This is a genomic window from Streptomyces sp. NPDC005722, from assembly GCF_040630935.1.
Lineage (GTDB): Bacteria > Actinomycetota > Actinomycetes > Streptomycetales > Streptomycetaceae > Actinacidiphila.
Genome location: NZ_JBEXYN010000002.1, coordinates 255,551 through 274,311 on the forward strand (window position 1 = coordinate 255,551; position 18,761 = coordinate 274,311).

Annotated in this window: 17 protein-coding genes; 13 read left to right on the top strand and 4 right to left on the bottom strand. The window is 74.0% G+C overall.

Annotation, left to right across the window (positions count from 1 at the left end; translation table 11 throughout):
* Positions 1–10 precede the first annotated feature (10 nt).
* Positions 11–1,054 carry a nicotinate-nucleotide--dimethylbenzimidazole phosphoribosyltransferase gene (gene cobT / locus ABZ479_RS03300; RefSeq protein ID WP_500459591.1) on the top strand — a complete coding sequence of 348 codons (1,044 nt, stop codon included), beginning with the start codon at positions 11–13 and terminating at the stop codon, positions 1,052–1,054.
* A 152-nt stretch (positions 1,055–1,206) separates the two neighbouring features.
* Here the strand turns inward: cobT and ABZ479_RS03305 are convergent, their stop codons facing one another.
* Complete coding sequence (locus tag ABZ479_RS03305; protein ID WP_500459592.1) at positions 1,207–1,944, bottom strand: hypothetical protein; 738 nt, start codon at positions 1,942–1,944, stop codon at positions 1,207–1,209.
* Between the two features lie 69 nt (positions 1,945–2,013).
* Between ABZ479_RS03305 and ABZ479_RS03310 the strand changes: the two genes are divergently transcribed.
* From ABZ479_RS03310 to ABZ479_RS03335, 6 genes are all read left to right on the top strand, one after another.
* Positions 2,014–2,874 (top strand): adenosylcobinamide-GDP ribazoletransferase, encoded by an 861-nt coding sequence (locus ABZ479_RS03310; protein WP_500459593.1) that lies wholly within the window; start codon positions 2,014–2,016, stop codon positions 2,872–2,874.
* 288 nt (positions 2,875–3,162) lie between these two features.
* Entirely contained in the window at positions 3,163–4,674 is a 1,512-nt protein-coding gene (locus ABZ479_RS03315; protein WP_500459594.1) for a leucyl aminopeptidase, read from the top strand.
* A gap of 303 nt (positions 4,675–4,977) precedes the next feature.
* Positions 4,978–6,366 carry a dihydrolipoyl dehydrogenase gene (gene lpdA / locus ABZ479_RS03320; protein WP_500459595.1) on the top strand — a complete coding sequence of 463 codons (1,389 nt, stop codon included), beginning with the start codon at positions 4,978–4,980 and terminating at the stop codon, positions 6,364–6,366.
* 51 nt (positions 6,367–6,417) lie between these two features.
* Positions 6,418–8,202 (top strand): 2-oxoglutarate dehydrogenase, E2 component, dihydrolipoamide succinyltransferase, encoded by a 1,785-nt coding sequence (gene sucB / locus ABZ479_RS03325; protein ID WP_500459596.1) that lies wholly within the window; start codon positions 6,418–6,420, stop codon positions 8,200–8,202.
* A gap of 432 nt (positions 8,203–8,634) precedes the next feature.
* Complete coding sequence (locus ABZ479_RS03330) at positions 8,635–9,600, top strand: helix-turn-helix transcriptional regulator (protein ID WP_500459597.1); 966 nt, start codon at positions 8,635–8,637, stop codon at positions 9,598–9,600.
* 61 nt (positions 9,601–9,661) lie between these two features.
* A complete protein-coding gene (locus ABZ479_RS03335; RefSeq protein WP_499598110.1) occupies positions 9,662–10,177 on the top strand; it encodes a DUF4240 domain-containing protein in 516 nt (171 codons plus the stop codon).
* A gap of 95 nt (positions 10,178–10,272) precedes the next feature.
* On the opposite strand, the gene ABZ479_RS03340 is transcribed toward ABZ479_RS03335, so the two are convergent.
* Positions 10,273–10,758: a GNAT family N-acetyltransferase gene (locus ABZ479_RS03340; protein WP_499598113.1), complete on the bottom strand. Its 486-nt coding sequence runs from the start codon at positions 10,756–10,758 to the stop codon at positions 10,273–10,275.
* A gap of 50 nt (positions 10,759–10,808) precedes the next feature.
* Between ABZ479_RS03340 and ABZ479_RS03345 the strand changes: the two genes are divergently transcribed.
* Together ABZ479_RS03345 and ABZ479_RS03350 are read left to right on the top strand one after the other, a co-directional pair.
* Complete coding sequence (locus tag ABZ479_RS03345; RefSeq protein ID WP_500459598.1) at positions 10,809–11,711, top strand: TIGR01777 family oxidoreductase; 903 nt, start codon at positions 10,809–10,811, stop codon at positions 11,709–11,711.
* 154 nt (positions 11,712–11,865) lie between these two features.
* Entirely contained in the window at positions 11,866–13,107 is a 1,242-nt protein-coding gene (locus ABZ479_RS03350) for an NAD(P)/FAD-dependent oxidoreductase (RefSeq protein ID WP_500459599.1), read from the top strand.
* Positions 13,108–13,177: 70 nt separating this feature from the next.
* Here ABZ479_RS03350 and ABZ479_RS03355 read toward each other — a convergent pair whose 3' ends face one another.
* Complete coding sequence (locus ABZ479_RS03355; RefSeq protein ID WP_500459600.1) at positions 13,178–14,704, bottom strand: NsdA family TPR-like regulatory protein; 1,527 nt, start codon at positions 14,702–14,704, stop codon at positions 13,178–13,180.
* 354 nt (positions 14,705–15,058) lie between these two features.
* Here ABZ479_RS03355 and lipB point away from each other — a divergent pair, with 354 nt between their 5' ends.
* The 4 genes from lipB (at position 15,059) to ABZ479_RS03375 (ending at position 18,119) form a co-directional block, all read left to right on the top strand.
* Positions 15,059–15,865 (top strand): lipoyl(octanoyl) transferase LipB, encoded by an 807-nt coding sequence (lipB, locus tag ABZ479_RS03360; RefSeq protein ID WP_500459601.1) that lies wholly within the window; start codon positions 15,059–15,061, stop codon positions 15,863–15,865.
* Positions 15,866–15,904: 39 nt separating this feature from the next.
* Positions 15,905–16,879, top strand: coding sequence for a lipoyl synthase (lipA, locus tag ABZ479_RS03365; protein ID WP_500459602.1), 975 nt, complete (start codon positions 15,905–15,907; stop codon positions 16,877–16,879).
* A gap of 237 nt (positions 16,880–17,116) precedes the next feature.
* The gene (locus ABZ479_RS03370) at positions 17,117–17,341 is read left to right on the top strand and encodes an SCO2195 family GlnR-regulated protein (RefSeq protein ID WP_499598125.1); all 225 of its coding nucleotides are present in this window, start codon (positions 17,117–17,119) and stop codon (positions 17,339–17,341) included.
* Positions 17,342–17,438: 97 nt separating this feature from the next.
* On the top strand, positions 17,439–18,119 hold the full coding sequence (locus tag ABZ479_RS03375; RefSeq protein WP_500459603.1) for a DUF4191 domain-containing protein: 681 nt from the start codon (positions 17,439–17,441) through the stop codon (positions 18,117–18,119).
* A gap of 76 nt (positions 18,120–18,195) precedes the next feature.
* On the opposite strand, the gene ABZ479_RS03380 is transcribed toward ABZ479_RS03375, so the two are convergent.
* Positions 18,196–18,663: an RDD family protein gene (locus tag ABZ479_RS03380; protein ID WP_499598129.1), complete on the bottom strand. Its 468-nt coding sequence runs from the start codon at positions 18,661–18,663 to the stop codon at positions 18,196–18,198.
* Positions 18,664–18,761 lie beyond the last annotated feature (98 nt).

Consider the following 18,761-nt stretch of genomic DNA (forward strand, 5'->3'; position numbering starts at 1 on the left):
GTTCGACCCCGTGAGCGGCCTGAACCTTGATGACTTCGCGACCCTGGTGGAGCGTCCGGACGCCGGTGTGCGCCGTGACGCACGCGACCGCTGGCAGCGGCTGGTGCGTCCGGCGAGCGCGCTCGGCGGGCTCGCCGAGCTCGCCGACTGGCTGTCGGCGGCCCAGGGCACGGCGACCGTGCGCCCGGTCGAGCACCCCAAGACGGTGCTCTTCGCGGCGGACCACGGGGTGGCGGCCCTGAAGGTGTCGGCCCGCCCCGAGGGCACCGCGGTGGAACTGGTGCGGCGGGTCCTGGACGGCGCCTCGCCGGTCAACGTGCTGGCCCGTCAGTACGGCGCGGCGGTCCGGGTGGTGGACGTGGGCGTGGACGCCCCGGCCGAGGACCTGCCCCCGGACGTGACGGCGCACCGCGTACGGCGCGGTTCCGGCCGGATCGACGTGGAGGACGCGCTGACGGCCGAGGAGGCCGAGGCGGCGTTCCGGGCCGGTATGGCCGTCGCGGACGAGGAGGCGGACTCCGGCACGGACCTGGTGCTCCTCGGCGACCTGAGCGTCGGCGGCACGACGGTGGCCGGCGTGCTGATCGCGGCACTGTGCGGCACGGACGCCTCGGTGGTGACCGGCCGCGGTTCGGGCATCGACGACATCGCGTGGATGCGCAAGTGCGCGGCGATCCGCGACGCGTTGCGGCGGGCCCGGCCCGTGCTCGGCGACCAGCTGGAGCTGCTGGCTGCGGTCGGCGGCGCGGACATGGCGGCGATCACCGGCTTCCTGCTGCAGGCCTCGGTGCGGAAGCTGCCGGTGGTGCTGGACGGCGTGGTGTCGGCGGCGTGCGCGCTGGTCGCGCAGCGGATCGCCTTCCGGGCGCCGGACTGGTGGCTGGCCGGGCAGGCCAACGGGGAGCCGGGCCAGGTCAAGGCGCTGGACCGGCTGTCCATCGAGCCGCTGCTCGACCAGAAGGTGACGGCGGGTGAGGGCACCGGAGCGCTGCTGGCGCTGCCCCTGCTGAAGGCCGCGGCCGCCCTGTCGGCGGAGCTGCCGGAACGTTTCTGACACCTCGGCCCCCGTGGGCGGGGGCGTTCGGGGCCGGGGTGCTTCTCCCGGTGGTGGTGGATCGATGCGCCGTTCCGCGCCGAGGACCAACCGGCCCTGGTCGTGGGGCTGTCCGGTGGCATTCGCCTGCGTCTGCCTCCGGGGCCCGGGCCTCAGCGTTCGGTAAAGCCGCCGATCCAGTCCTGGACACGCCGCAGCGGGCCCGACCAGCGGGCGTCGTGGCGGGCGGCGCGGGCCTCGGCCCGCCGGGCGGTACGGGGACGGCGGGGGTAGAGCCGTTCCGCCCACAGCGAGTCGGGGCGGGCCAGCCGCAGGGCGGCGTACAGGGCGACGAAGGGCACGAAGACGCCGACGACGGCGGAGCGCACCTTGCCCTTGATGAGGGCGGCCAGGACGAACAGGAAGTTGACGGCGATGGTGAGGATCACCGAGACGCGGCTCTGCTGCTCGTCCGGGGTGAGCGAGTCGACGCCGAAGGGGACCAGGCCGCAGAGCATCATCAGGACGACGGAGAAGGTGACGACGACGGCCTCGACGCTCTTGCGGCCGCGATCGCTCCAGTACACGTCGTCGAGGTAGAGCACCAGCGCGAACTCGTCGAGCACCAGGCCCGCTCCGGCGCCGAACAGAACGGCGGACAGGGCGGCGCCGAAGCCCCGTGAGGAGCTGGCGACGCCCCCGAAGCCGCCGATCGTCATGAGGATGATCCCGGGCACCACGTGGTGGATGTGGGTGCCGCCGGAGGAGATGTTGCGGAAGGGGCCCTTGCCCGCCCGGATGAGACGGGTGATCATCCGCGTGACCAGGAAGGTCAGTACGAACGCGGCCAGCGCGAGGAGCAGCGGCAGCTTTCCCGGCTCGACGATGTTGCGGTACCACCAGTCACCCATGCCGATTGCTCCCGGTTCGCCCCGTACGCGGCACTATACGGTCCGGGTCCGGCGGTTACCCTGCACGCCATGACCGCCGACCCCGCGCCCGACCCCGCGCCCGAACCCGCTCCTCCCGCCGCCGCGGCCCCCACGGTCGCCACCGCCGCCACGGCCGCCACGGCCGCCGAGGGACTGCGCTTCGCCTTCGGCACGCTGACGGTGCTGCGGGTCCGGGTCGGCCGCTGGGACCGCCCCGCGGCCCACGCGGGGATGCTCTGGGCGCCACTGGCCGGACTGGTCGTGGGCCTGTGCGCGGCGGCCGCCGGCGGACTGCTGCTGCTCTTCGGCGCGGGTCCGCTGCTCGCCGCGGTCGCGGGCGTCGCCGTTCCGGCCGCCCTGACGCGGGGGCTGCACCTGGACGGGCTGGCCGACACCGCCGACGGACTGGGCAGCGGCAAGCCCGCCGAGGACGCGCTGCGCATCATGCGGCAGTCCGACATCGGGCCCTTCGGCGTGCTCACCCTGGTCCTGGTGCTGCTGGCGCAGGTCGCCGCGCTCGCCGGGCTGTACGGCCAGTCCTGGACCCGGGGCGCGGTGGCCGCCGCCCTGGCCGGGCTCACCTCGCGCGCCGTGATGACGCTGGCCTGCCGCGAGGGTGTGCCCGCGGCCCGGCCCGGCGGGCTCGGCGCGGCCGTGGCGGGCGCCGTCCCCGCCCGTGCCGCCTGGCTGCTCGCCGCGGTGACGGTGGCGGTCTGCGCCGCCGCGGGGGCCGCCCACGGCGTGCCGGACGCGGTGCGCTGCGCGGCGGCCGCGGCGGCGGCCACGGCCGCCGCGGAACTGCTGCTGCGCCGCTGCCGCCGGCGCCTGGGCGGGGTCACCGGTGACGTCCTCGGCGCGTTGTGCGAGACCGCGGCGACGACCGTGCTGCTGGTGCTGACCCTCGGCTGAGCGCCGTACGGCGACCGCGCGGGGCGTCGCGGATCCGCCGACTCCCGCCGTACGGACGGGGGTCGGGGCCGCGCCGGGGGTGCGCGGCGGGCGCGCTCCCATAGGGAAAACCCGCGCCTTGGCCGTCATGGGCGCAGGTCGTGGTCGCAAGTGACAGCAGTGAGCGTAAGGTCGGTCCTGCACCCCCGTCCCGTGCCGCGAAGGACGCCCGGCGTCGGGACACGAGGGGAGCCGGACGGAGTCCGGCGTCAAGTATTGGACCCCCGAAGGAACAGGATCCGCATCACCGTGACTGCACTGACTCTCAGCACCTCCTCCGCGGCAGCGCTGCGCGCTGACGCCGTCGTCGTCGGCGTGACCAAGGGCGCCAAGGGCCCCGAGGTCGCCGCCGGGGCGGAGTCGGTGGACCAGGCCTTCGCCGGCCGGCTCGCCGCGACGCTCGAGACACTGGGCGCCTCGGGCGCTGAGGGTGAGGTGACCAAGCTCCCCGCTCCGGACGGCCTGAAGTCCCCGGTCGTGCTGGCGGTCGGGCTCGGTGAGGCGCCCGCCGACGGCGCCGCCTACGACACCGAGGCGCTGCGCAAGGCCGCGGGCGCCGCCGCCCGCGCGCTCGCCGGCTCGAAGAAGGCCGCCTACGCGCTCCCCGTGCAGGACGCGGACGCCGCGCAGGCCGTCGCCGAGGGCGCGCTGCTCGGTGCCTACGTGTACACCGCGTACCAGTCCTCCAACGGCAAGGCCCCGCTCGCCGAGGTCGCGCTCGTCGGGGCGAAGCCGCGGGACAAGGCGGTCAAGGCCGCCGCCGAGCGGGCCACGGTCGTCGCGGCCGAGGTCAACCGGGCGCGCGACCTGATCAACATGCCGCCGAACGACCTCCACCCGAAGTCCTTCGCCGCGTTCGCCCAGGAGGCCGCCAAGGAGCACGGCCTCAAGATCGAGGTGCTGGACGAGAAGGCCCTGGTCAAGGGCGGCTACGGCGGCATCATGGGCGTCGGCCAGGGCTCGGCGAACCCGCCCCGCCTGGTGAAGATCGCCTACACCGGCGCCAAGGGCCGGGGCGCCAAGCACCTGGCGCTGGTCGGCAAGGGCATCACCTACGACTCGGGCGGCATCTCCCTGAAGCCGGCCGGTCACAACGAGACCATGAAGTGCGACATGAGCGGCGCCGCCGCCGTGCTGTCCACCGTGGTCGCCGCCGCACGCCTGGGCCTGCCCGTCAACGTCACCGGCTGGCTGGCGCTCGCCGAGAACATGCCCTCGGGCAGCGCCGCCCGCCCCGGCGACGTGCTGAAGATGTACAGCGGCAAGACCGTCGAGGTGCTCAACACCGACGCCGAGGGCCGCCTGGTGATGGCCGACGCCCTCACCCGCGCCTCGGAGGAGAAGCCCGACGCGATCATCGACGTGGCGACCCTGACCGGCGCCATGGTGCTGGCCCTCGGCACCCGCATCTTCGGCGTCATGGCCAACGACGACGCCTTCCGCACCGCCGTGCACGAGACCGCGACCGAGGTCGGCGAGCAGTCCTGGCCGATGCCGCTCCCCACGGACCTGCGCAAGGCGATGGACTCCCCCACCGCGGACATCGCGAACATGGGCGAGCGCATGGGCGGCGGCCTGGCGGCCGGCCTGTTCCTGAAGGAGTTCGTCGGCGAGGGCATCACCTGGGCCCACGTCGACATCGCGGGCCCGGCGTTCAACGAGTCCGGCCCCTTCGGCTACACCCCCAAGGGCGGCACCGGCTCGGCGATCCGCACCCTGGTGCGCCTGGCCGAGAAGGCCGGCGAGGGCGAGCTGCTCTGACCGCGGTGTAAGACTCGGCACATTCCGTACGGCCCCGGGTATGGCATCCGGGGCCGTACGCGTTCGCCAAGAGCGAGCAAAGAGCACAACCGCTCCGTATTCCGTAGGGGATACCGGCGAGTAGCACCCGCCCGGGACGTTCCGTACGTCTCAGACAGCGGCCCGGTGCCTCGTCCGCCCCGAACAGGTGCGAAGATGTTGTCTCGGCACGACAGGGCCCCGTTCAACAGAAGCGGCCGAACAAAAGCCGCCGCCCGGTCACGACGGACCGGCTCCGGCGTATCCATGCATGGAGGACGTGACGTGGCGAACGACGCCAGCACCGTTTTCGACCTAGTGATCCTCGGTGGCGGTAGCGGCGGCTACGCCGCAGCGCTGCGCGCGGCGCAGCTCGGTCTGGACGTCGCCCTGATCGAGAAGGACAAGCTCGGCGGCACCTGCCTGCACCGCGGCTGCATCCCCACGAAGGCTCTGCTGCACGCCGGTGAGATCGCGGACCAGGCCCGCGAGGCCGAGCAGTTCGGTGTCAAGGCCACTTTCGAGGGCATCGACATCGCCGGGGTCCACAAGTACAAGGACGACGTGATCTCGGGCCTCTACAAGGGCCTGCAGGGCCTGGTGGCCTCCCGCAAGGTCACCTACGTGACCGGCGAGGGCCGGCTCTCCTCCCCGACCTCCGTGGACGTCAACGGCCAGCGCTACACCGGCCGGCACGTCCTGCTGGCGACCGGCTCCGTGCCGAAGTCGCTGCCGGGCCTCGCCATCGACGGCGACCGCATCATCTCCTCCGACCACGCGCTGGTCCTGGACCGCGTGCCGAAGTCGGCGATCATCCTCGGCGGCGGTGTCATCGGCGTCGAGTTCGCCTCGGCGTGGAAGTCCTTCGGCGCCGACGTCACCATCGTCGAGGGCCTGCCGCACCTCGTGCCGGCCGAGGACGAGAACAGCTCCAAGCTGCTGGAGCGTGCCTTCCGCAAGCGGGGCATCAAGTTCAACCTCGGCACCTTCTTCTCCAAGGCCGAGTACACCGCCGGCGGCGTCAAGGTCACCCTGGCCGACGGCAAGGAGTTCGAGGCCGAGGTCCTGCTCGTGGCCGTCGGCCGCGGCCCGGTCTCCCAGGGCCTGGGCTACGAGGAGGCCGGGGTCGCCATGGACCGCGGCTACGTCCTCGTCGACGAGTACATGCGCACCAACGTGCCCACCATCTCCGCTGTCGGTGACCTCGTCCCGACCCTGCAGCTGGCCCACGTCGGCTTCGCCGAGGGCATCCTCGTCGCGGAGCGGCTGGCCGGTCTGAAGACCGTGCCGATCGACTACGACGGCGTGCCGCGCGTCACGTACTGCCACCCCGAGGTCGCCTCCGTGGGCATCTCCGAGGCCAAGGCCAAGGAGCTGTACGGCGCGGACAAGGTCGTCACCCTCAAGTACAACCTGGCCGGCAACGGCAAGAGCAAGATCCTCAAGACCGCGGGCGAGATCAAGCTCGTCCAGGTCCGCGACGGTGCGGTGGTCGGCGTCCACATGGTCGGTGACCGCATGGGCGAGCAGGTCGGCGAGGCCCAGCTGGTCTACAACTGGGAGGCCCTGCCCGCGGAGGTCGCGCAGCTCATCCACGCGCACCCGACGCAGAGCGAGGCCCTCGGCGAGGCCCACCTCGCGCTGGCCGGCAAGCCGCTGCACTCGCACGACTGACACACGGACACGCAGAACCATCCGCACAGATCGTTAGGAGCAACCGAAACCATGGCGGTTTCCGTAACCCTGCCGGCGCTCGGCGAGAGCGTGTCCGAGGGCACCGTCACCCGCTGGCTCAAGGCCGAGGGTGAGCGCGTCGAGGCCGACGAGCCGCTGCTCGAGGTGTCGACCGACAAGGTCGACACCGAGATCCCGGCGCCCGCCTCCGGCATCCTCTCCTCCATCAAGGTGGCCGAGGACGAGACGGTGGAGGTCGGCGCCGAGCTGGCCGTCATCGACGACGGCACCGGTGCCCCCGCTGCCGCCCCCGCCCCGGCCGCGGCCGAGGCACCTGCGCCGGCTCCGGTGCAGGAGGCTCCCGCCCCCGCCCCGGCCCCCGCCGCGCAGGCTCCGGCCCCGGCCCCCGCCGCGGCTCCGGCCGGCGGTGCCGAGGGCACCCCGGTGCTGCTGCCGGCGCTGGGCGAGTCCGTCACCGAGGGCACCGTCACCCGCTGGCTCAAGGCGGTCGGCGAGAGCGTCGAGGCCGACGAGCCGCTGCTCGAGGTCTCCACCGACAAGGTCGACACCGAGATCCCGTCCCCGGTCGCCGGCACGCTGCTGGAGATCCTCGTCGGTGAGGACGAGACCGCCGAGGTCGGCGCCAAGCTCGCCGTCGTCGGTGCCGCCGGTGCCGCGCCCGCCGCCGCCCCGGCTCCCGCCGCCCCCGCTCCGGCCCCGGCCGCCGCGGCTCCGGCGCCCGCCCCGGCCGCTCCTGCGGCCCCGGCTCCCGCGCCCGCCCCGGCGCCCGCCCCGGCTCCGGCTCCGGCTCCGGTCGTTCCGGCCCCGGCTCCCGCCCCGGCCGCCGCTCCGGCTCCGGTCACCCCGGCCCCGGCCGCCGCTGCCGCCCCCTCGGCGACCGCGCCGACCGACGAGGGCGCGTACGTGACCCCGCTGGTCCGCAAGCTCGCGGCCGAGAACGGCGTGGACCTGGCCTCGGTCAAGGGCACCGGTGTCGGTGGCCGCATCCGCAAGCAGGACGTCCTGGCCGCCGCCGAGGCCGCCAAGGCCGCCGCTGCCGCGCCGACCGCCCCGGCCCCGTCCGCGGGCGTCACGGTGCCGGCCGCCGCCGCCGCGCTGCGCGGGCAGACGGTCAAGATGACCCGCATCCGCAAGGTCATCGCCGAGAACATGATGAAGGCCCTGCACAGCCAGGCGCAGCTGTCGACCGTGGTCGAGGTGGACGTCACCAGGATCATGAAGCTGCGGGCCCGGGCCAAGGAGTCCTTCCTGGCCCGCGAGGGCGTCAAGCTCTCGCCGATGCCGTTCTTCGTCAAGGCCGCCGCCGAGGCGCTGAAGGCCCACCCGGTCATCAACGCCAAGATCAACGAGGACGGCACCGTCACCTACCACGACGTCGAGAACGTCGGCATCGCGGTGGACTCGGAGCAGGGCCTGATGGTCCCGGTCATCAAGGGCGCCGGCGACCTGAGCCTGGCCGGCATCGCCAAGAAGACCGCCGAGCTGGCCGGCAAGGTCCGCAACAAGAAGATCAGCCCGGACGACCTGTCCGGCGGCACGTTCACGATCAGCAACACCGGTTCGCGCGGTGCGCTGTTCGACACGATCATCGTGAACTTCCCGCAGGTGGCCGAGCTGGGCATCGGCGCCACCGTGCGCCGCCCGGTCGTGATCAACCACCCGGACCTGGGTGAGACCATCGCGATCCGCGACGTGGCGTACCTGACCCTGTCGTACGACCACCAGCTGGTCGACGGCGCGGACGCCGCCCGCTACCTCAACGACGTCAAGGCCCGTCTCGAGGCCGGCGAGTTCGAGGGCGACCTCGGTCTGTAACCGACCGGAGTCCTCGCGGGACCGTACGACGGCCGAGGCCCCAGCCCCTTCCCGGGCTGGGGCCTCGGCCGTTCCGCGCCCGTGGTCCCGCCGTCCGCCGCCGGTTCCGGGCCGGGCTGAACGGTCCGGGTCCGACTGAACGGTCCAGGCCCGGCGGACGTACTCCCGGGGGCAGGGCGGGGACCCGCACTCCGGTGAACCCGCCCCGCGGCGACGGCGGATGGCCGGACGGTGACGGGCACGTCACCGCCACCGCCACCTGCTCCCGCCGGGGCGCCACCGCCCCCACCGGCCCGGCCGCCCCGGCGGGTTGCGCGCTGCGGTGTCCTTCCCCCCGCGACGACGCGGCCGCAGCGGGCCCCGGCGGGGCCGGTCCGGACCTCCCGGACCGGCCCCGTCCCGGTGCCGTGGGCGACCGCATAGCCTCGGGGTATGCGTGCGGCACGACTGATCCACCTCGTCCTCCTGCTCCAGTCCCGCGAGTCGATGACGGCGACCGAACTCGCCAGGGCCCTGGAGGTGTCCGAGCGCACCGTCGGCCGGGACGTGCTGGCCCTGTCGGAGGCGGGGGTGCCGGTCTACGCCGAGCGGGGACGCGCCGGCGGCTACCGCCTGGTCGACGGCTACCGCACCCGGCTGACCGGGCTGGCCCGTGCGGAGGCGGAGGCGCTCTTCCTGTCCGGCGTGCCCGCCGCGCTGCGGGCCATGGGCCTGCACGACGCCGGTTCCTCGGCCCGCCTGAAGGTCTCGGCCGCCCTGCTGCCCGAACTGCGCGACGCGCCGCGCTCGGCGGCCCAGCGCTTCCACCTGGACGCGCCGGGCTGGTGGCAGGAACCGGAGACGCCACGGCTGCTGCCGGCGCTCGCCGCGGCGGTGTGGGGGGACCGCCGGCTGCGGGCCCGGTACCTGCGCGGGGCGCAGGAGGTGGAGCGCGAGCTCGATCCGTACGGCCTCGTGCTCAAGGCGGGTGTCTGGTACGCCGTGGCGCGCTGCGGCGCGGACGTACGGGTCTACCGGGTGGACCGGTTCACCGCGGCGGAGCCCACGGAGGATCGTTTCGTCAGGGACCCGGAGTTCGACCTGCCCGCGTTCTGGGAGGCCCGCGCCGCCGAGTTCGCCCGCTCGGTGCTGCGCGACGAGGTCGTCGTGCGCCTGACGCCCGAGGGCGCCCGGCGCCTGCCGTACGTCACCGACCGCACCGCCGCCCGCGAGGCCCTCGCCGCGGCCGGGCCGCCGGACGCAACGAGGCGGGTCACCGTCACGCTCCCCGTCGAGGGCCAGGACGTCGCCTACGAACAACTGCTGTCCCTGGGCCCCGACGCAGAGGTGCTCGGCCCGGAGACCCTGCGCGAGCGGCTGACCGATGCCGTCCGCGCCATGGCGGCCGTCTACTTCTGAGGGCCGCGTCTGCCGTGTTCCGCGTGCGTCGGAGGGCCGCAGCCAGGATGCTGGAGCGGTGATGGACGAGACGGAGTTCTGGGAGATCGTCGACAGCACGCGAGAGGCAGCGGGGGGCGACCCGGAGGAGCACGCCGACCTGCTGGTGGAACGGCTGACCCAGCTCGACCCGGAGTCCGTCGTCGACTTCGCGCGGCACTTCGAGAGCCGTTTCAACCGGGCCTACCGCTGGGACGTGTGGGGCGCCGCCGACCTGATGCTGGGGGGCGCCGGTGACGACGCGTTCGACTTCTTCCGGTGCTGGCTCATCGGCCAGGGCCGGCACGTCTTCGAAGGGGCCGTCCACGACCCCGACAGCCTCGCGGAGATGACCGACTCGTTCGACCCGGAGGTCGACGGTGACGCCGAGGACCTCGGCTACGCGGCGGACGAGGCGTACGAGCAGCTCACCGGCGTCCGGCTGCCGGACCTGGACCTGCCGGCGCAGCCCGCCGAGCCGGAGGGCGTCTACATCGACTTCGAGAACGCGGCCGCGGTCGCGGAACGCTTCCCCCGGCTCTGGGCGCGCTTCGGCTGAGCCGGCCCCGTACGCCCCGTGTCGCCGGCCGCCCCGCATCGCCGGCCGCCCCGTCGGCATCCGGGGAGACGCGAGGACGACGACCCGGCGACGCGTCAGACCCGGCGCCCCATGCACACGTCGTCCACGTAGACGCCGTCCAGCAGGAACTCCCCCGGCAGGACGCCCTCCACGCTGAATCCGGCCGCCTCGTACAGCCGCCGGGCCGGGGTGTTGTGGCCCAGCACCCGCAGCGTGACGCGCACCGCGCCCTGCCGGCGGGCGTCCGACACGGCCGCCAGGACGAGTTCCAGCCCCACCCCGCGGCCCCGCGCCCAGGTGTCCACCGCCAGGCCCTGGATCTGGCGCACATGGGCGTTGGAGGCCAGCGGCGTCGGCGGCACCATCCCGACGAAACCGGCGACACGGCCCTCGGTCTCCGCCACCAGGAACACGTCCGGTCCCGAACGCTCGCCGAAGAAGTCCTCGTTCTCCTCCCGCGGCGGCCGCACCGCGTGCAGGGTCGACCAGGTCGCCCGCTCGAGACGGACGAGGGCGGGGTCGTCGGAGAGCCTTGCCGGGCGCACACGGATGTCGGACATGCGTGTCACCTTCCCACACCGCAAGGGCCGTTCCGCGCGACGATGTCCCCATGCGCATCGCCATCACCGGCTCGTCCGGCCTCATCGGCTCCGCCCTGGTCCGCTCCTTGCTGTCCGACCGGCACGAGGTCGTACGCCTCGTCCGGCGCGAGCCGTCCGGTCCGGACGAGGTGCGCTGGGACCCGCAGGGGGGCACCGTCGACACCGCGGGGCTGGTGGGCGTGGAGGCCGTCGTCCACCTCGCCGGCGCCGGGGTCGGCGACCACCGCTGGACGGAGGGGTACAAGCGGACCATCCACGACAGCCGGGTGCGGGGCACGCGGACCCTCGTACGCGCCCTCGCCTCGCTGGACACCCCGCCGCGGGTGCTCGTCAGCGGCTCCGGCATCACCGCGTACGGCGACACCGGCGACCGCCGGGTCGACGAGGGCGCGCCGCTGGGCACCGGCTTCCTCCCCTCCGTGTGCCGTGACTGGGAGGCCGCCGCCGCGCCGGCCCGTGACGCCGGCATCCGTACCGCGTTCTCCCGCACCGGCCTGGTCGTCTCCGGCAGGGGCGGGGCGTGGGGCCGGCTCTTCCCGCTCTTCAAGGCGGGCCTGGGCGGCCGGCTCGGCGACGGGCGCCAGTACTGGAGCTTCATCTCCCTGCACGACCAGGTCGCGGCGCTGCGCCACATCGTCGACACCGAGTCCGTCTCCGGGCCGGTCAACCTGTGCGCGCCCGAGCCGCTGACCAACACCGAGGTGACCCGGGCGATGGGGCGGGTGCTGGGCCGGCCCACGCTGTTCGCGGTCCCCGCGCCCGTACTGCGCACCGTCGTCGGGGAGTTCGCCTCCGAGATCCTGGGCAGCACCCGCGCGGTGCCGCGGGTGCTGCTGGACTCCGGGTTCACCCACGCGCACCCCGGGATCGAGGAGGCGATCCGCGTCGCGCTGGCCGAAGAGAGGCACTGAATGCCACCCACAGCCGTTTTCCGGCATCAGTTGGCGCGCGAGTGGGCATGACGGTTCCAGCGCCAGCCGACGCGCGCGGGGAAACGTGCCGACCTCGGGGAGGGGCATCGTGCTCTCTACAGCACGCTCTACGGGTTCACAGACGGACGTGTGCGTGATCGGGGCCGGCCTCGCCGGTCTCTCCGCGGCGCGTCACCTCACCGGTGCGGGGCTCACCGTCACCGTGCTGGAGGCCGAGGACCGGGTCGGCGGCCGCATGGCCACCGAGAAGGTCGACGGCTTCCTCCTCGACCGGGGTCCACAACTGCTCAACACCTCCTACCCGGAGCTGGACCGCACCCCGGAACTGCGGGGGCTGCAGCTGCGGCCGCTCTCGCCCGGCGTCCTGGTGCGCTCCGCCGGACGCGGCTACCGCGTCGGCGACCCGCGCGCGGCGCTCGCCGCCGCCCGCGCGCCGATCGGCTCGCCCCTGGACAAGGCCCGGCTGCGGACGGCCCTCAACCGCCTCGCCGGCGCGCCCGTCGAACGCCTCCTGGAACGCCCGGAGACCACGGCCGCCGCGGCCCTCGCCTCACGCGGCTTCGCGCCCCGCACACTCGACGGGTACCTGCGGCCGCTGCTGTCCGCGCTGCTGTGCGACCCGGACCTCACGACGTCCAGCCGGGTCGCCGACCTGGTCCTGCGCGGCTTCGCCCTCGGCCGTACGTGCCTGCCGGCGGGCGGCGCGGCGACGGTGCCGCAGGCGCTGGCGGCCGCGCTGCCGCCCGGCACGGTCCGCACCGGGGTTCGGGCGGTCGCCGCGGCGACCAACGGCGTCCGCACCGCGGGCGGCGACGAGATCCCGTGCCGGGCCGTGGTCGTCGCCACCGGGGCGGCCGCCGCGGCCGGACTGCTGCCCGGGCTGCGGGTGCCCGCCTTCCACGGCGTCACGGTCCTGCACCACGCCGCGCCGGCGGCGCCGCTGAAGCAGCCCGCGCTCGTGCTCGACGCGGACCGGCGCGGTCCCGTCTCCCACACGTTCCCGGCCAGCCTCGTCGACCCCTCCCGCGCCCCCGTGGGCCGCGCCCTGGTCACCTCCGTGCTGCTCGGCCCGGCCGCCGGCCCCGCCCCGGACGACATCGCCGTCCGGGCCCACCTCGCGGAGCTCTACGGCACCTCCACGGGCGGGTGGGAGCTGCTCGCCGTCCACCACGACGCGCAGGCGCTCCCCGCGATGACGGCCCCGCACGACCTGCGCCGCCCGGTGCGGATACTGCAGGGCCTCTACGTCTGCGGCGACCACCGCGACACCAGCACCGTCCAGGGGGCCCTGCTGTCCGGCCGTCGTGCCGCCCAGCGGCTCCTGCGGGACGTCGGCCTCCCCCCGGCGCCCCCGGCCGAACCCCTGGCCGCCTGAGCCCCGCGGGGCCGGGCTCCCAAGGAGACGTCCGGAGCGGCGGCGTCCCCCCTGCCGCCGTTCCGGGTGCCTACCCGACGGGGACGCCCAGGGCCGTCGCGCGGTCGTGGAAGGCGCGGACGGGGGCGGCGTCGCGGTGGGTGTCGAGGCGCCGGCCGAAGTCGCGGACGTACTCGAGCGCGCGGAGCGAGCGCATCTCCACGGCGGCCTGCATGGCCTCCGCGCCGAGGGCGCAGGCGGCGTCGACCTCGCCGAGGCCGAGCCGCGCGGTGGCCAGCACGGTGCGGCAGAAGACGCGGCTGCGGGCGTACCCGTGGGCGCGCAGTTGCAGGGAGCGCTCGGCGTGCTGCGAGGCCGCGCGGTACTGCCCGAGGTCGCGGTGGCAGTGGCCGAACTCGTCCGCGAGCTGGGCCTCGTCGAAGAAGCGCGCCCAGGACGGGACGTCGTCGCCGTTCCTGACCGCCTCCAGGGCGCGTTCGGCCCGCACCAGGGCCGCCGTGCAGGCGCGGACCTCGCCGAGCAGCCCGTGGCCGCGTGCCTCCGCCGAGTGGAAGAGCGCCTGCACGACCGGCGGGGCGCCACTGCCGACGCCCTGCTGGGCGACCCGGGCCAGCTGGACGGCCTCCCGGCCGTGCCCGAGGTAGACCGCCTGGCGGCTCATCGTGACCAGGACGTACCCCCCGTAGACCCGGTCCCCGGCGGCCTGTGCGAGCCGCAGGGCCTGCACGAAGTACCGCTGGGCCAGGCCGTGGGCGCCGACGTCGTACGAGGTCCACCCGGCGAGCCGGGTGAGGTCGGCGACCGCGGCGAACAGGCGGCGGCCCATGGTCTCCCCGTAGGCGCCACGCAGCATGGGCTCGGCCTCGTGCTCCAGGTAGCGCACGAGGGCCTGCCGCGCGTGGCCGCCGCCGTAGGCGTTGTCCAGGGTGCGGAAGAGCTCGCCGACGGAGCGCAGGGCGGCGATGTCCCCCATGCCGACCCGCTGGCCGTTGCCGCCGAACACCGTGGGCGCGGGGACGGCGACCGGTGCGGGCGCCCCGCGTGAGCCGCCGCCGGCCCGCTGCGCCGGCAGCCGTGCGGCCCCCGGGGCGCCGCCGTGGCCGGGACCGGCGACGCCGGACGGGACCGTTCCCGGCTCGGGCCCCCGCCCCACCCGGTCGTCGGCCCGGCCGATCAGCCAGTCTCGGCTGGGGACGACCAGACCCGCGGGGGTGAACGCGATCTTGCGGAGGTCGGCCTGGTTGCCGGTGTCCTTCCGCCACAGCCCGGAGACGATCTCCACCGCCTCCTCGGGCGAGGAGGCGTACTCCAGCCCCGCGTAGACGGGGGCGACGGCGTCGAGGCCGAGGTCGTGGGCGGACAGCCGCCGCCCGAGCCGCCGGGTGAAGACCTCGGCGATGAGTGCGGGCGTCGTGCCCCGGGGCTGCTGGCCGCGCAACCACCGGGTGACGGAGGTCTTGTCGTACCGCAGGTCCAGGCCGTGCTCGATGCCGAGCTGGTCCACCCGCCGGGCGAGCCCGGCGTTGGAGAACCCGGCTTCGGCGATCAGGGTGGCCAATTGACGGTTCGGGGGGCGCTGCGAGGAACGGTCGGACATCAGTGGTGCGGTCCCCTGCCTTCCGGGCGTGCGGGCGTACGAGTTGCGGGTGTTCGGGCGTGCGCGGCGTCGCGGGCGTCCGGGGCGGGCGGCGGTTCACCGTCCGCGGCCCGCCGGGTCATCCGCAGAACGGCGCGAATGTAACGTTCTGTATCGACTCACTCACCACTCGAGCGCCTCGCATTCGCCGTATCGGGTGAATCTGCACCCACATATCGGTAGAACGCTTCCTTTGCCCTTCGACGGGTGGTAATGCCCCCGCCCCGTGCAGGACACCGCCCCACCGGACGTACAGTTGCTGAGGCGCTCCGGACACGTGGTGGGGTGCCGCAAAGGACCACAAAGGGAGCGGCCGTGAGTGACCTGCGCTTCGTCCACCTGGGCTTCGGCGAGGACGCGGTGGAGTACGTGGAGGCGTGGGAGGAACAGCGCCGCGTGCACGCCGCGCGCTTCGCCGACGAGATCCCCGACACGTGCCTGCTGCTGGAGCACCCGCCGGTCTACACCGCGGGCCGCCGCACCGAGGACAGCGAGCGCCCGCTGGACGGCACCCCCGTGGTGGACGTCGACCGCGGCGGCAAGATCACCTGGCACGGGCCGGGCCAGCTGGTCGGCTACCCGATCCTGAAACTGCCGCGCCCGGTGGACGTGGTCGCGCACGTGCGCCGGCTGGAGGAGGCGCTGATCGACGCGTGCGCCGAGTTCGGCCTGGAGACCACCCGGGTGGAGGGCCGCAGCGGCGTGTGGGTGCTGGGCGACCCCATCGAGGACCGGCCGCCGGTGATCCCGGGGCTGACTCTGGACTTCGACCCGCGGCTGCACGACGAGGAGTTCGACCCCCGCCTCTCCGGCCCCGAGTACGCGCCGTCCAACGCCGGCCAGCGCCGCGAGGACCGCAAGCTCGGCGCCATCGGCATCCGCGTCGCCAAGGGCGTGACCATGCACGGCTTCGCGCTGAACTGCAACCCCGACAACACCTGGTTCGACCGGATCGTGCCGTGCGGCATCCGGGACGCCGGTGTGGCCTCGCTCAGCAACGAGCTCGGCCGCGAGGTCACCGTCGCCGAGGTCCTCCCGGTCATCGAGAAGCACCTGCGCCGCGTCCTGGAGTCGGCCGTGCCGCTCCCCCGGGTCGTCCCGGAATCCACAGGCGTACGCTGATGTTCACCAAGGAAACGAAGCCTCGCAAGGGAGTCGGACGTGTCTGCTGTAGCGCCTGAAGGCCGCAAGATGCTGCGTCTGGAGGTCCGCAACAGCCAGACCCCCATCGAGCGCAAGCCCGAGTGGATCAAGACCCGGGCCAAGATGGGTCCCGAGTACACCGAGCTGCACAGCCTGGTGAAGCGCGAGGGCCTGCACACGGTGTGCCAGGAGGCGGGCTGCCCCAACATCTTCGAGTGCTGGGAGGACCGCGAGGCCACCTTCCTCATCGGCGGCGACCAGTGCACCCGGCGCTGCGACTTCTGCCAGATCGACACCGGCAAGCCGCAGGCGCTCGACCGTGACGAGCCGCGCCGCGTCGGCGAGTCCGTGGTCACCATGGACCTCAACTACGCCACGATCACCGGCGTCGCCCGCGACGACCTCGAGGACGGCGGCGCCTGGCTGTACGCCGAGACCGTGCGGCAGATCCACGCCATGACCGCCGGCCGCGCCACCGGCCGCACCAAGGTCGAGCTGCTGATTCCGGACTTCAACGCGGTCCCCGAGCAGCTCGCCGAGGTCTTCGGCGCCCGTCCCGAGGTGCTCGCCCACAACGTGGAGACGGTGCCGCGGATCTTCAAGCGCATCCGTCCGGGCTTCCGTTACGAGCGCTCGCTGGAGGTCATCACCAAGGCGCGCGAGGCGGGTCTGGTGACCAAGTCCAACCTCATCCTCGGCATGGGCGAGGAGCGCGAGGAGGTCAGCCAGGCGTTGCAGGACCTGCACGACGCGGGCTGCGAACTGATCACCATCACCCAGTACCTGCGCCCGAGCCTGCGGCACCACCCGGTCGAGCGCTGGGTGAAGCCCCACGAGTTCGTGGAGCTGAAGGAGGAGGCCGAGGAGATCGGCTTCGCCGGCGTCATGTCGGGCCCGCTCGTGCGGTCCTCGTACCGGGCCGGCCGCCTCTTCCAGCAGGCCGTCGAGCGCCGCGGCGAGCGCGGCGAGGTCGTCGCCGCCCAGGCGGTCTGATCACGCTGCGCTGACCTCCGGGTCACCGCCGCAACGTGCGGTTCGTCACGTCAGGGGCCCCCTCGGGGCCCCTGACGCGTCCCTGACGTGCGGCGCCCTCGCGGAGAACGGCGCGAAGCCACCGCCGGGGCTTCACGACGGTTTGACCGACCGGTCACGGACTGGTAACACAATGTGGTGACTCTGGATAAGCGGAACATCCGACCGCGTCTGAGCCGTCCTGAGGGGGACACCACCATGCAGGCCGCACACCTCCACCGCCAGAGCACGATCCCCGGCGCCGCCGCCGGCGCGCTGCGCGCCGTGGAGCACCTCCTGTTCCGGGGCGCCGAGGCGACGGCCCGCCGCAACGCCTGGACCGCCGTCCTGGAGGACCGCAAGCGCGCCAAGGACCGCCGCGACGCCCAGCACGTGATGGACGCCCTGGTCTCCTCGCGGGCCTCGCACGGCGACGTGCTCTAGCGCTCCGGGGCCCCTGCGGGCCCTCCGTTGCCTCCGGGCGAAGACCGGACCCCCTCCGGTGGGGCCGGGGCGGCGCGGGCCACGTATCCTGTGCGGCATGGCGAGGGATACATCCGAGAGCAACCCTGGGCGCCTCAAGCAGATCGCCCAGACGTACAAGATGACCAGGCGGGTCGACTCCAAGGTCGGTCTCGTCCTTGCGGCTGTGGGAATCGTCACCTTCGGTGTCATCCTCGCCATCGGCTTCTTGATCGGTCACCCCATCTACGCGGGCATCCTGGGCTTCCTGCTCGCCCTGCTGGCGATGGCGATCATCTTCGGACGGCGTGCCGAGAAGGCCGCGTTCGGCCAGCTCGACGGGCAGCCCGGCGCCGCCGCGGCGGTCCTGGACAACGTCGGCCGCGGCTGGTCGGTGACGCCCGCGGTGGCGATGACCCGCAGCCAGGACGTGGTGCACCGCGCGGTCGGCAAGGCCGGCATCGTCCTGGTGGGCGAGGGCAACCCGAACCGGGTGAAGGGCCTGCTGGCCTCCGAGAAGAAGAAGATGGCGCGCATCGTCGTCGACGTCCCGGTGAGCGACTTCATCGTGGGCAACGACGAGGGTCAGGTTCCGCTGAAGAAGATCCGCACCACGCTGCTGAAGCTGCCGCGCGTCCTGCCCGGCCCCAAGGTCACCGAGGTCAACGACCGGCTCCGGGCGCTCGGCGACCTGATGAGCAACATGCCGGTGCCGAAGGGCCCGATGCCGAAGGGCATGCGCATGCCGAAGGGCCGCTGATCGCATACGAAACCGAACGCGAAGTGCCCCGGACGAAGCGATTCGTCCGGGGCACTTCGCGTCGTGTGCGCCTCGGTCACATCCGGACCTGGACCGCCTTCACGGCCCGGTCGTGCATGCCGCGGGTGTCGCGGTCCCAGACCACCGCCGGGACGACCAGCAGGAGCAGCAGCGTCCGCAGCGCGGCGGCGCCGAGGCCGAGCCGCCCGCCGTCCTGCCGCACCACCCGCAGCCCCAGCAGGCGCTTGCCCGGGGTGGTGCCGACGGTGCCGAGCAGCAGCACGCTCATGAGGCCGAAGACCACGGTGGTCCACGGATTGGCCGCGGCCGCGTCCCGGTGCGCGATCAGCCCGTACGCGATCAGCGCGCACAGGCCCCAGTCGATGAAGAGGGCCCCGATGCGCCGCCCGACCGGGGCGATCGAGCCGGGGCCGTGCTCGGGCAGCCCGAGGCGCTGCCCCCGGTAGCCGAAGTCGACGCCCATCCGCTCCGCGGCGGCCTTCGGGCCCTCGATCCACGATCCGATGACATCCCTGTTGTCCACCGCTCCACGGTAACCCGCCGCCTCCGGGCGCCCGCGTCCGACCCGGCACCCGTGCGGCGGCTCGGTTAACCTGCAAGAAACAAATGGGTCACGAGAGG

What these genes read in the sequence shown, in the direction of transcription:
- ABZ479_RS03375 (WP_500459603.1), top strand. Translation starts at nt 17,439, where the DNA reads ATGGCGAGGGATACATCCGAGAGCAACCCTGGGCGCCTCAAGCAGATC.
- ABZ479_RS03305 (WP_500459592.1), bottom strand. Translation starts at nt 1,944, where the DNA reads ATGGGTGACTGGTGGTACCGCAACATCGTCGAGCCGGGAAAGCTGCCG.
- ABZ479_RS03345 (WP_500459598.1), top strand. Translation starts at nt 10,809, where the DNA reads ATGCGCATCGCCATCACCGGCTCGTCCGGCCTCATCGGCTCCGCCCTG.
- ABZ479_RS03370 (WP_499598125.1), top strand. Translation starts at nt 17,117, where the DNA reads ATGCAGGCCGCACACCTCCACCGCCAGAGCACGATCCCCGGCGCCGCC.
- ABZ479_RS03310 (WP_500459593.1), top strand. Translation starts at nt 2,014, where the DNA reads ATGACCGCCGACCCCGCGCCCGACCCCGCGCCCGAACCCGCTCCTCCC.
- ABZ479_RS03355 (WP_500459600.1), bottom strand. Translation starts at nt 14,704, where the DNA reads ATGTCCGACCGTTCCTCGCAGCGCCCCCCGAACCGTCAATTGGCCACC.
- ABZ479_RS03335 (WP_499598110.1), top strand. Translation starts at nt 9,662, where the DNA reads ATGGACGAGACGGAGTTCTGGGAGATCGTCGACAGCACGCGAGAGGCA.
- sucB (WP_500459596.1), top strand. Translation starts at nt 6,418, where the DNA reads ATGGCGGTTTCCGTAACCCTGCCGGCGCTCGGCGAGAGCGTGTCCGAG.
- ABZ479_RS03330 (WP_500459597.1), top strand. Translation starts at nt 8,635, where the DNA reads ATGCGTGCGGCACGACTGATCCACCTCGTCCTCCTGCTCCAGTCCCGC.
- ABZ479_RS03340 (WP_499598113.1), bottom strand. Translation starts at nt 10,758, where the DNA reads ATGTCCGACATCCGTGTGCGCCCGGCAAGGCTCTCCGACGACCCCGCC.